Raw genomic sequence first — 12792 nt, forward strand, 5'->3', positions numbered from 1 at the left:
CCGGGTGTTTGCCGGGCACGAAGGTGAAGTCGTCGAGCGAACCGGAGAAGCCCAGTACCGCTTCAACGTCGGCCTTCACATCGAAGAAGCCCGGCACCCGATCCAGGCGCCGGGCCGCAACAGTGCGTCAGGGCCTCTCCGGAAGCTGGCCGGAAGTCATCTGCGGCCATATGTTCGGACGGGCCGACGGTCACCGCGCGGCTGCCGATAGGCTGGGCGGATGACGCGAGCCGAGCAGCCAACGGTCGTGAGCCCCACCTCCGACACACTTGCCGCAGACTCACGCGAGCGCGCCGTACGGGCCCTGTTGCGTATTCCCCCGCTGAAGCGGTTGTGGAGCGCCCAGCTCGTCGGCGGTATCGGCGATGCACTCGCCCTTCTCGTGCTGGTGCTGTTGTCGCTGCAAGCAGCGGTCCTTGAGGGCTCATTCGGAGCCGGATACCGCGGGGCGGCCTTCGCCGTCGCCGCCGTGTTCGGTGCCCGGATTCTTTCCACCGTGCTCTTCGGAGCCGTACTCCTGGGGCCCTTGACGTCGCTCACGGCACCCGGCGGGAAACTGGACCGGCGATGGCTGATGCTCGGGACGGACGGGCTTCGGCTCGCTCTGCTGATCATCGCCCCGCTGTGGATCGACTGGGTGCCCGACAAGGCGCTCATGATGATCCTCATCACCGTCTTCGTGGCCGGCGGAGCCGAGCGCCTGTGGGCGGTGGCCAAGGAGAGCGCCGCCCCGGCGCTGCTGCCCGCCCCGCCCGTCGAGGGCGCCGCCGTACGTCCGCTCCCCGACCACCTCGACGCCCTGCGCAGGCTGTCGCTCCGTACGAACTTCCTCGCCGTCCCCGCCGCCGCGGTGGTCCTGCTGGCCGCCACGCTGGTCGGCAACCTCCTCGGCGCGGGCCTGGAGTGGTTCTCCTTCCACCAGGCGGCCCTCGGTTCGTACGTCGCGGCCGGTCTGTTCTCGGCCTCCATCTCGATCCTGTACTTCATCGAACTGCCCGACACCCAGACCCCCCGGCCGCGCTCCCCGCTGGAAGGGCTGCGCCGCCCCACCACCGGCGACGGCCCCGACAAGGGCCGCACCGGCGCCCTCCCGCTGGTCGTCGGCGTCTGCGCCGCCGTCGCCGGAGCGATCGCCGCGGCCGCCGCCGTATCCGTCCTGCACGCCTACGACCTGGGCGGCGGGCCCGCCACGTTCGCGCTGCTGATCCTCGCGCTGACCGGCGGTACCGCCCTCGGCATCCGTACGGCGCGCAAGGTGCTCCCCGCCCTGTCGCGGCGCCGCCTGCTCGCGCTGGCCACCGCCGTCACGGGCGTCGCGCTCCTCGGGCTCGGCCTGGTGCCGGACACCGCCACCGGGCTCGGGATCGCCCTCCTCGCCGGTTACGCCGCCGGGGTCGCCGCCAACATCGGGCACGCGATCATCGACCAGGAGACCGAGGCGCCCCGGCAGGCCCGGACCACCGCGCACCTCCAGGCCCTCGTCCGGGTGCTCGTGGCGCTCGGCGCCGTCGCGGGCCCGCTGCTCGCCGCCGCGATCGGGCAGCACCGTCTGGTCGCCGGCGACTTCGTCTTCGCCCACGGCGGGGCGGCCTTCGCGCTGATGCTGATCGGCGCGCTGCTGCTGCCCGTCGCCGCGATCGTCCTCGCCAAGACGGACGACCGGGCGGGCGTACCGCTCCGCCGCGACCTGCGCGAGGCGCTGCGCGGCGGCGACGCGGCGGTCGCCCCCGCGGCCACCGGCTTCTTCCTCGTCCTGGAGGGCGGCGACGGGGCGGGCAAGTCCACCCAGGTGGAGGCGCTCGCCGACTGGATCCGGTCCAAGGGCCACGAGGTCGTCGTGACCCGCGAGCCCGGGGCCACCCCGGTCGGCAAGCGGCTGCGGTCGATCCTGCTGGACGTCTCCTCCGCCGGGCTCTCCAACCGCGCCGAGGCGCTGCTGTACGCCGCCGACCGCGCCGAGCACGTCGACTCCGTCGTCCGCCCGGCGCTGGAGCGCGGCGCGATCGTCATCTCCGACCGCTACATCGACTCCTCCGTCGCCTACCAGGGCGCCGGACGCGACCTGGCCCCGACCGAGATCGCCCGGATCTCGCGGTGGGCGACGAGCGGCCTAGTACCGCATCTGACGGTGCTGCTGGACGTCGACCCGCAGACCGCGCGGGAGCGGTTCACCGAGGCGCCGGACCGGCTGGAATCGGAGCCGGCGGAGTTCCACGAGCGCGTACGGTCCGGGTTCCTGACCCTGGCCGCCGCCGACCCGACGCGCTACCTGGTGGTGGACGCCGGGCAGGAGCCGGAGGCGATCACCACGGTCGTACGTCACCGGCTCGACCAGCTCCTCCCGCTCTCCGAGGCCGAGATCCAGGCCATCGAGGAGGCCCGGCGCAAGGCCGAGGAGGAGGCCCGGCGCAAGGCGGAGGAAGAGGCCGCCCGCAAGGCCGAGGAGGAGCGCCTGGAGAAGGAGCGCCAGGAGCAGCTCGCCCGGCTGCGCGCCGAGGAGGAGGAGCGCAAGCAGCGCGAGCTGGAGGAGGCCCGGCAGCGCGAGGCCGAGCGCCAGGCGGAGGAGGCCCGGCAGCGCGCCGAGGAGGCCCGCCGCCGCGCCGAGGAGGACCGCCGCCGGCTGGAGGCCGAGGAGCGGGCCCGCGAGGCCGAGCAGGAACGCCTCCGCAAGCAGGCCCAGGAGGAGGCGCGGCTGCGCAAGGAGGCGGAGGCACTCCGCCTGGAGAAGCAGCGGAAGGCGGAGGAGGCGCTGGTACGGGCCGAGGAGGCGCGCCGCCGGGCGGAGGCCGAGGCGGCCGCCCGTACGGAGGCGGCTCGGGCCGAGGCGGAGCGGGCTGCGGCTTCCCGTGACTCACGTGACTCCCACGACTCACGCGACTCCCGTACGGAGACGTCCTCGTGGTCGGAGGGGCACGGTCCCACCGTTCCGGAGAACGAGCTCACGGTGCCCACGCCGATCGTGAACCCGAACGAGATCACGCAGCCGGTACCTACGGCGCGTCCGGAGGAGGGCGAGCCGTCCAACCGCCGTCCCTCTTCTCCGGGCTCAGGGGAGGACGAGACGGCGATGCTGCCGCGCATCACGGACGATCGGCCGGCCCGCAACGCGCGGGACTCTCGTGATTCCCGTGACTCCCGTGATGCTCGTGACGTCCATGATTCCAGGGACGCTCGTGACTCCCGTGGTTCCCGGGACGCCCGTGCTGCCGACGAGACGGCCGTGCTGCCGCCCGTGCGCGGCGATCAGCCCTCCGACCGGGTGCCCAAGGGCTACTTCCGGGACGAGGGTCCCGCCTCCCCGCCGGCGGAGAGCGAGAACGAGCGCACCCGGGAGTTGCCGCAGGTCGAGGACCTGCGGGCCGCGGGCCAGGCCGGTGACGAGCCCCGCGCCCGCCGCAAGCGTCCCCGTCCGGACTGGGCCGAGGAGACCCCGCTGGACGATCTGCCGACGCTCGCGGACGAGCTGCTCGGCGGGCACGACGACGACGGCCCCACGGGCAGGGGGCGTCGCCCGCGCGGCTGACCCGAACCTGTCCGAACCTGTACGACGTCCGGCCCGTCCGCCCCTGAGGGGTGGGCGGGCCGGACTTGTCAGTGGTGTCCCCCACAATGGAATCGGACATGGAATCCGACATGGAATCCGACGATCGGAAGGGCGGTGGCCCATGACCGTATGGGACGACCTGGTCGGACAGGACCGAGTGAGGGAACAGCTCGCCGCTGCCGCCAAGGACGCCGATGCGCTGGTCACGGCCGTCTCCGACGGTGAGCCGTTGGAGCAGGGCTCGAAGATGACCCACGCCTGGCTGTTCACCGGACCGCCGGGTTCCGGACGTTCCACCGCCGCGCGGGCCTTCGCCGCCGCACTCCAGTGCACCAGCCCGGACCGGGCGCTGGGCGGGGAGCCCGGCTGCGGCTTCTGCGACGGCTGCCACACGAGCCTGATCGGTACGCACGCCGACGTCCAGGTGATCCGTACGGACCTGCTCTCCATCGGTGTGAAGGAGACCCGCGACCTGGTCCGCCGGGCCCAGCTCTCCCCGGCGGTCGGCCGGTGGCAGGTCATCGTCATGGAGGACGCCGACCGGCTCACCGAGGGCGCGGGCAACGTGCTGCTGAAGGCGGTCGAGGAGCCCGCGCCGCGCACGGTCTGGCTGCTGTGCGCCCCCTCGCTGGAGGACGTCCTGCCCACGATCCGTTCCCGCTGCCGCCACCTGACCCTGAGCACCCCGCCGGTGGAGGCCGTGGCCGACGTCCTGATCCGCCGCGACGGGGTCGATCCCGACCGGGCGCACTCCGCGGCGCGGGCCACCCAGGGGCACATCGGCCGGGCGCGTCGTCTCGCCACGGACGAGCGGGCGCGGGCACGGAGGGCGGCGGTGCTCAAGGTTCCGCTGCGCGTCGCCGACGTCGGCGGCTGCCTCAAGGCGGCCCAGGAGCTGATCGACACGGCCACCGACGACGCCAAGCAGATGGCGGAAGAGGTCGACGTCAAGGAGACCGAGGACCTCAAGGCGGCGCTCGGCGGGGTCGCGGGCGGCCGGATGCCGCGCGGCACGGCGGGAGCGATGAAGGAGCTGGAGGACAAGCAGAAGCGCCGCAAGACGCGAACGCAGCGCGACAGCCTGGACCTGGCGCTCACCGAGCTCACCGGGTTCTACCGCGATGTGCTGGCGCTCCAGCTCGGTTCGCGCATAGCCATCGCCAATGTGGACGTGCAGGACTCCCTGGACCGGATCGCGGAGTCCTCGACGCCCGCGCAGACGCTGCGCAGGATCGAGGCGGTGATCGCGTGCCGGCGGGCGATGGACCGCAACGTGGCGCCGCTGCTGGCGGTAGAGGCGATGACGATGTCGCTGAGGGCGGGCTGACCCGAGGCGGCCCGGGGCCCGGTTCACCCGATTGAGCAGGGAATCGGACGACACGTCACCCGCCGGATACGCTCCCAGGATGGAAACCAGGCGCCTGCTCCGCACCTTCGCCATCGGGATCGGCACTGCCGGCCTGCTCATCTCCGGCTGCAGCGGCGGCGGCTCGTCGCCCAATGCCTCGGCCACCGGCACAGCGGCGCCGGAGGGGCTGTCGGCGTACTACGCGCAGAAGCTGAGCTGGCGCGACTGCGGGGTGGAGGGGTTCGAGTGCACGACGATGAAGGCGCCGAGGGACTACGAGAAGCCGGATGACGGCGACATCGACCTCGCCGTCTCCCGGAAGAAGGCGACCGGCCCCGGCAAGCGGATCGGCTCCCTCCTGGTGAACCCGGGCGGCCCCGGCGGCTCCGCGATCGGCTACCTCCAGGGGTACGCGGCGCTCGGCTACCCGGCCCCGGTCAGGGCCCGCTACGACATGGTCGCCATCGACCCGCGCGGCGTGGCCCGCAGCGAACCGGTCGACTGCCTGACGGGCAAGGAGATGGACGCCTACACCCAGGTCGACCAGACACCGGACGACGACGCGGAGGTCCAAAAGCTCACCGCCGCCTTCGAGAAGTTCGCCCAGGGCTGCGAGAAGCGGTCCGGCGAGATCCTCCCGTACGTCTCCACCGTCGACACCGCCCGCGACATGGACGTCCTGCGGGCCCTCCTCGGCGACGAGCGGTTGCACTACGTGGGTGCCTCGTACGGGACCTTCCTGGGCGCCACGTACGCGGACCTCTTCCCGGAGCGGGCCGGGCGCCTGGTCCTGGACGGGGCGATGGACCCCTCCCTCCCGGCCGTCGACCTGAACCGCGACCAGACGGCGGGCTTCGAGGCGGCGTTCCAGTCCTTCGCCGCCGACTGCGTCAAGCAGCCGGACTGTCCGCTAGGCACCACGTCCACGGCGGACGCGGCGACCGCGCTGAAGCAGCTCTTCAAGGACCTGGACGCGAAGCCGATCCCGACCGGCGACGACCGCAAGCTGGGCGAGTCCCTGGCCACCACAGGGGTGATCGCGGCGATGTACGACGAGGCGGCCTGGCCCCAGCTCCGCGAGGCCCTGGCGGGCGCCCAGCGCAGCGACGGCTCCGGCCTCCTCTCGCTGGCGGACAGCTACTACGAGCGCGGGCCGGACGGCGAGTACGCGAACCTGATGTCCGCCAACGCCGCGGTGAACTGCCTCGACCTGCCGCCCGCCTTCGACAGCCCCGACGCGGTGCAGAAGGCGGTCCCGGACTTCGAGAAGGCCTCCCCGGTCTTCGGCCGGGGCTTCGCCTGGGCCTCCCTGAACTGCGCCTACTGGCCCACGAAGGCCACGGGCACCGCGCACCGCACGGAGGCGAAGGGCGCCGCCCCGATCGTCGTGGTCGGCACCACCCGCGACCCCGCCACCCCGTACAAGTGGTCCCGGTCCCTCGCCGACCAGCTCTCCTCCGGCACCCTGCTCACCTACGACGGCGACGGCCACACCGCGTACGGCCGGGGCAGCGACTGCATCGACATGGCGATCAACACCTACCTCCTGGACGGCACCCCGCCCTCCAACGACAAGAAGTGCACCTGACGCCCCTGCCCCCGCCCTGACCTGCGTAGACGCCCCCGGGGGTGCCCTGTGCGGAGCACCCCCGGAAACTGTGTAGACTTGGCTCCGCTGCTGATCGCACCATAGTGCGACAGGGCGTGCCGCCTTAGCTCAGTTGGCCAGAGCAACGCACTCGTAATGCGTAGGTCTCGGGTTCGAATCCCGAAGGCGGCTCCATCCGAAACCCAGGTCACATAACCCGTGACCTGGGTTTTCTTCGTTCTCGGCGCCCTCCGAATGCGGGCCGACTGGCGTCTTTGGCCTCGTGGTGCTCCTCTCGGGATCCGTGACGCGGAAGTCGGGATCCGTGACGCAGGAGCAAACTGGCGGAAACTCGTACCGCCCCATGCCCTCGGGTTGATGATGAGGTATGACAGGTTGGCGGCAGATCATGTGGTGGTCACTGGCGGTCGCGGGTGGAACGGCTGCGGTCGTCCTGACCGTCCTGGTGTCGGCGGGGGACCTCGAGAGCGCTGACCGGGTCGCGAGTGTGATCGGTGCCGTGGTGGGGATGGTCGCTCTGGGCATGTCGGTGCGGGCCATGCGCCGGGCCGTGCGGCCGGACCCGCAGCCGGTGCGGGCGCACGGGGGATCGAACGCCGCGCGCGGAAGTATCAACGACGCGTCGGCCCGTGACACCGGACGCGCCTCCGGGGCGCCGGTCGCCGGTGACGGGATCTCGGCCTCCGGGGGCTCGAACGCCGCCGGCGGCGACATCAGCGGTTCGAGCGCGTACAGGGGTTCATGATGGCGCGCTTCGGTGGCCGCTTCCTTCCCCGGAGCGCCGGGGGAACTCCCGCTCGCGCCGAGAAACCTCCGACCCGCACCGAGGAACCCCCGGCCCGCGCACAGGGGTCTCCGACCCGCACTGAGGAACCCCCGGCCCGCGCACAGAGGTCTCCGACCCGCGCCGAGGAACCCCCGGCCCGCACCGAGATCAAGGCGAGCCAGGGCGCGAACACCGCAGGGCGTGACATCGTGGGGTCGGTCGCCCAGTACATCGAGAACGGCGTCGTCCTCCCGCCGCAGGCGTATGGCCCGGTCTCCGAGGTCGACGCGCCGGCGAGATTGCACAACGCCCCGGGGACGAGGCTGTTCGTCGGTCGGAAGGCGGCTCTGGACCGGCTGGACGCGGAGTTCGCGACCCCCGGTGATGTGGTGGTGCAGGCCGTGCACGGCCTCGGCGGAGTCGGCAAGTCCGCGCTGGCGGCCCACTGGGCCATCCACCACTACGGCGGCAACCCCCGGTGGTGGATCGCTGCTGACAGCCCGTCGTCCATCGCCACCGGCCTGGCCCAGCTCGCCCGCGCGTTGCAGCCCGCCGCTGCCGGCCTGCCGGAGGAGATCCTCACGGAATGGGCTGTGCAATGGCTGTCGTCCCATGACGACTGGCTGATCGTTCTCGACAATGCCGACCACGTCGACCATGTCCGCCCCCTGCTGGACCGGGTGGGGACGGGCCGGTTCCTGATCACCACCCGTCGTGCCACCGGGTGGCACAGCACGGCCGTCGCCCTGCGACTGGACGTTCTCGAGGAAGGCGAGGCAATCGACCTGTTCGCCCGCATCCTGGGCCACGCCTGCCCCGGTGAGAACGACGGGATCGCACGGCTCTGCTCGGAACTCGGCCATCTTCCCCTGGCCGTGGAGCAGGCCGCGTCCTACTGCGCGGAGACCGGAACGTCTCCCCGCACCTACTTGCGGATGCTCGCCGAGTCACCCGCGGAGATGTACGCGGACACCGCCGAGGGCGGGGACGCCGCGCGCACCATCGCCCGGGTCTGGCGCATCACGCTGGACCGCCTCGCGGACACCCCCCTCACGGGCCGGATCCTGCGCGTCCTGGCCTGGTACGGGCCGGACGGGATTCCTCGGGATCTCCTCACCGGGCTCGCGCCGGCCCCCGCGCTGACCAAGGCGATCGGGCGCCTGATCGCGTACAGCATGATCACCAACACCGGCGACGGAACCTTCGCCGTCCACCGCCTGGTCCAGGCGCTCGCCCGCACCCCGGACCCGGAGGACCCCCACCGGCAGGAGGAGGACATCGCCCAGGCCCGCGCCGTGGCCACGGCCCAGTTGGACGCGGCCTTCCCCGAGACCCCCGCTTCCCCCCGGACCTGGCCCCTGTGCCGTGCGCTGGTCCCGCATGTCGAAGCCCTCACCGAGTACGCCCCGGCGGAGAGCGACAGCAGGACGACCGCCCGTCTCCTCAACATGACCGGCGTCTTCCTCATGAACCAAGGGCTGGCCGGCCACGCGACGACCGTCCTCCACCGCGCGCACCGGGGCCGTCTCGCCCTCCTGGGCGAAGGCCACCCCGACACCCTGGCCTCGAGCAACAACCTTGCCTCCGCGTACCTGTCGGCGGGCAATCCGAAGCGTGCCATCCCCCTGTACGAAAGCGTCCTCGCCGACTGCACACGGCTGCTGGGCGGCGACCACTCCCTCACCCTCACCTCGCGCAACAGCCTCGCCTCCGCGTACCTGTCGGCGGGCGACCTGCACCGCGCCATCCCCCTGCACGAGAGCGCCCTCGAAGGCTGTGCACGTGTGCTCGGCAAGAACCATCCGGACACGCTGACCTCACGCAACAACCTCGCCTACGCCCTCCAGTCGGCGGGTGAGCTGGAGCGGGCCATCCCCCTGTACGAGAGCGCCCTCGACGACTGCGTACGCGTGCTCGGCGAGGACCACCCCGACACCCTGTCGTCGCGCGACAACCTGGCCTACGCCCTCCAGTCGGCGGGTGAGCTGGAGCGGGCCATCCCCCTGCATCGGAGCGCCCTCGACGACTACGTACGGGTCCTCGGCGAGGACCACCCTCACACCCTCACCTCACGCAACAACCTGGCCACCGCCTACCAGTCGGCGGGCGACCTGGAGCGGGCCATCTCCCTGCACGAGCGGGTCCTCGACGACTGCGTACGGATGCTGGGCGAGGACCATCCCGACACCTTGTCCACACGCAACAACCTGGCCGCCGCCTACCAGTCGGCGGGTGAGCTGGAGCGGGCCATCTCCCTGCACGAGCGGGTCCTCGACGACTGCGTACGGATGCTGGGCGAGGACCACCCTCACACCCTCACCTCACGCAACAACCTCGCCGCCGCCTACCAGTCGGCGGGCCGACTGAGCCGTGCCATATCCCTGTACGAAAGCGTCCTCGAGAGCCGCCTCCGGGTGCTGGGCCGAGGGCACCCCGATACGAGGTCGGTGCGCAGCTCCCTCGACCGTGCGAGGGCCGTCTGACGGGAGGCCGCCGAGCGGGTCCGACGGCGGAACGGCCGGCGGCCGGCCGGGCGGCGAACACCCGGGTCTTCGTCATCGACGACACACGGAACGGGTCCGACTCACCATCCACTCGAAGAGATTCGCGCAGCACACTGGGGGGCTCATGCGCAGCAGGGGATCAGCCGCCGAGCAGGCCGGGCACGGGCGCGAGGCCGTCCTGCCCGGCACGCACCCCGAGGCCGGTACCGACCGGTCCGGGCGGCCGGGTGTCCTCGCCGCGCAAGCCCACCTTGCGGGCGCCCGGCTCGCATCCGGCGAACTGATCGCCGACCGCTACGAACTGTGCCGCCGGATCGGGCAGGACGGCGTCGGCACGGTCTGGGAGGCCCGGGACACCCGTCTCGACCAGCAGGTCACCGTGGAGCGGCTCCGCTCTGGGGCTGTGGCGGCCTCCGAGACGCGGGCGCAGTGGTGGGAACGGACCCATCGCGGAGCGCAGGCGGTCGCCAGGGTCCGTCACCAGAACGTGGTGGCCGTACACGACGTGTTCGAGGCGGAGGGCCGGATCTGGGTGGTGACGGAGCACCTCGACACCTGCTCGCTGGCCGACCTGCTGGAGGAGCGGAAACAGCTCCCGGTGCCCAGGGCCGCCGAGCTCGGTCTTCAGGTGGCCCGGGGGCTGCGTGCGCTGCACGGTGCGGGGGTGGTCCACCGCGACGTGACCCCGCACAACGTGTTGGTTCACAGGGGCAGTTCGGTCGCCCTGCTGGGTCTGAGAGCCACTACTTTTACGGGGTTCGGGCATGTGCCCTGCTCTGCGGAGCCCCCCGGCGCCAGGGGGTACCTCGCGCCGGAGCCGGACAGCCCCTCACCTGGCCGGCCGGAGGCCGTGACGCCCGCCTCCGACCTGTGGGCACTGGGTCTGACCCTGTACGAAATGGTCGAAGGCAGACCGCCCGGTACCGGGGGCGCCGGCACGGTGTCGGTGCCGCCCATGGAGAACGCCGGGCCGCTGCGTACCGTGATCGAGGCCCTGCTGGAGCAGGACCCGCGCCAACGCCCCACAGCCGCCCAGGCGGAGGAGATGCTCCAGGCGGTCGTCACGGGCTTCCCGGAGGCGGAGGACCCACCGTGGCCGGCCGCCCCGGACCGCCGGACGGCGGCCGCCGGTCCCGCTCCCGACGCGACTCCGCTCCTGTACGCGGGCTCCGGTGTGGCACCGATGGCCCCCGCGCCCCGCGGGCGGGGTCGGACCTGGCAGGCAGTGGTCGCGGTAGTGGTCTCCATCGGGCTGCTGGCCTGGGGGAGCAACTGGCTCACGACGAGCGACTGGCCGCAGAGGCTGGCGGAGCTCGGCAAACGCTCCGACGGCCCCGCGAGGTACGTCGGTCTGGGCACCTACAAGGAGACCCACGACGAGCTGGTCATCGGTGTCAGGGACGACCAGCCCGGACTGAGCCTGCGGGACAAGGGCGGGGAGTACCAGGGCTTCGAAGTCGATCTCGCCCAAGAGATCGCGCGGCAGATGGGCTACGAGAAGGACGAGATCGATTTCCGTCAGGTATCCGCCGAGAACCGCGCCTCCCTGCTGACGAGCGGGCAAGCCGATCTGGTGATCGCCGGCTACGCCATGACATCGGAGAGGAAGGAGTCGCGCGCTGTCCACTTCGCCGGCCCGTACTACGAGGCCGCTCGGGGCTTCCTGGTACGCAAAGGCAGTGGGATCGCGGACGCCTCGGATCTCAGGGACCAGAACGCCGTGGTGTGCGGCGCCGGCTCTTCGACGTACCCCGCGTGGCTCCGTGCGGCGGGCTTCAACGTCCCCGAAGACTTGCCGAGAACCACGGAAGACTGCCTGGATGCACTGCTGGACCCGGAGGGCGATGTAGCGGCCGTCGCCTCGGACGACGTCATCCTGGCGGGTTTCCAGCAGCAGCACGCCGACAAGGTGACGCGGCTCGCCAATGCCCAAGGTGTGGAGAGCTACGGCGTGGCCATGTCCTCGAAGGAGAAGAACCTGCGGCCTGAGGTGTGCTCCGCGTTGCGGGAGATCACGAACAACGGGACCTGGGAGGACATGTACACCGAACACCTTTCCACGCTGCTGGGCCGGTCCGAACCGGTGAGCCCTCCGTCATTGGAGGAGTGCGACGGCGCCCCGTAGCGAGCGCCCGGTCGCCCAGTGGTGACGAGGCCCGCCACAACTCGTCTACGGGCACTCCTCCTCGAACTTCACCGCGGTGAACTCGACCGGCTGACCGTTCAGGGCGGCCCCGGGCGCGGGCGACTGCGTGCACACCTGCCAGTTGCTCTCCATCAGCACCATGCGGCCCTGCCGGGCGTCGGTGATGGTGATCGACGTGCCCGAGTCGAGCGCGCCACGAGCGACCTTGACGGACTTGCCGACCAGGCTCGGCATCTTCCCGTCCGCCGCATCGGGGGTCTTCGCGTCGGCGGCGGGGCACTCCTCGTCCAGCTTCACGGAGCCGAAGTCCAGCACCGTGTCGGTGGGGATGGTCCTACCGGCCGCGATGTTCTGGGAGCAGACCTTCCAGTTGCGGTCGAATGCCTGCATCCGCCCTCGGCCGGCGCTGTCGTGGGACTTCAGCGCGTAGAAGCCTTCCTTCTGCGCGGTGTCCTGTGCGGACTGGAGGCCCATGCCGACGAAGTCCGAGACCGCCTTGGACTGGACGGGCTCCTCCTTCTCGTCCGCCTTCTCCTCCTCCTTGGTCGGCGTCGCGGCAGGGGCCTCCGTGGCGGGCTCCGTCTCCGCTGTGGCCGCCGGCTTCGGGTCCGGGGCGGCCGGGTCGCAGCCGACCAGTGTCACGGCGGCCAGACAGGCGAGTGCGGTGGTGAGCGTGCGGGTGTTCAAGGCGTCCCCCTTGGGCGGTTCGTGAAGGGCCGACCGTAACGAGTGCCATGTGGCCCTGAGGGTCAGTTGTTCCGGCGGTGACGGAGTTGTGACCAAATGGTGGGGCAGGGTGGGGTGTTGCCGATGGTCGGCCGTCCTCTCCGGGCATCCGCCCCGAGGTCAGGGCGACGGCACGCGGGGGGCGTGAG

General features: G+C 71.9%; 7 protein-coding genes and 1 tRNA gene. 7 read left to right on the forward strand and 1 reads right to left on the reverse strand.

Translation table 11 applies throughout. From position 1 onward, the window contains the following. Nucleotides 1-220: 220 nt before the first annotated feature. From tmk to AB0917_RS04860, 7 genes are all read left to right on the forward strand, one after another. Nucleotides 221-3523 carry a dTMP kinase gene (gene tmk / locus AB0917_RS04830; RefSeq protein WP_366818031.1) on the forward strand — a complete coding sequence of 1101 codons (3303 nt, stop codon included), beginning with the start codon at nt 221-223 and terminating at the stop codon, nt 3521-3523. A gap of 142 nt (nt 3524-3665) precedes the next feature. Continuing rightward, the gene (locus AB0917_RS04835) at nt 3666-4871 is read left to right on the forward strand and encodes a DNA polymerase III subunit delta' (protein WP_366818032.1); all 1206 of its coding nucleotides are present in this window, start codon (nt 3666-3668) and stop codon (nt 4869-4871) included. A gap of 79 nt (nt 4872-4950) precedes the next feature. Next, the gene (locus AB0917_RS04840) at nt 4951-6480 is read left to right on the forward strand and encodes an alpha/beta hydrolase (protein WP_366818033.1); all 1530 of its coding nucleotides are present in this window, start codon (nt 4951-4953) and stop codon (nt 6478-6480) included. Nucleotides 6481-6598: 118 nt separating this feature from the next. Continuing rightward, nucleotides 6599-6675: transfer RNA gene (locus tag AB0917_RS04845), tRNA-Thr, on the forward strand. Between the two features lie 193 nt (nt 6676-6868). Next, on the forward strand, nt 6869-7246 hold the full coding sequence (locus AB0917_RS04850; RefSeq protein WP_366818034.1) for a hypothetical protein: 378 nt from the start codon (nt 6869-6871) through the stop codon (nt 7244-7246). A 230-nt stretch (nt 7247-7476) separates the two neighbouring features. Further along, a complete protein-coding gene (locus tag AB0917_RS04855) occupies nt 7477-9750 on the forward strand; it encodes a tetratricopeptide repeat protein (protein ID WP_366818035.1) in 2274 nt (757 codons plus the stop codon). Nucleotides 9751-9895: 145 nt separating this feature from the next. Further along, on the forward strand, nt 9896-11896 hold the full coding sequence (locus tag AB0917_RS04860) for a serine/threonine-protein kinase (RefSeq protein ID WP_366818036.1): 2001 nt from the start codon (nt 9896-9898) through the stop codon (nt 11894-11896). 45 nt (nt 11897-11941) lie between these two features. Here AB0917_RS04860 and AB0917_RS04865 read toward each other — a convergent pair whose 3' ends face one another. Further along, nucleotides 11942-12604, reverse strand: a complete 663-nt coding sequence (locus AB0917_RS04865; RefSeq protein ID WP_366818037.1) for a hypothetical protein — start codon at nt 12602-12604, stop codon at nt 11942-11944. Between the last annotated feature and the right edge of the window lie 188 nt (nt 12605-12792).

It is taken from the genome of Streptomyces sp. NPDC007346 (assembly GCF_040703535.1).
GTDB lineage: Bacteria > Actinomycetota > Actinomycetes > Streptomycetales > Streptomycetaceae > Streptomyces.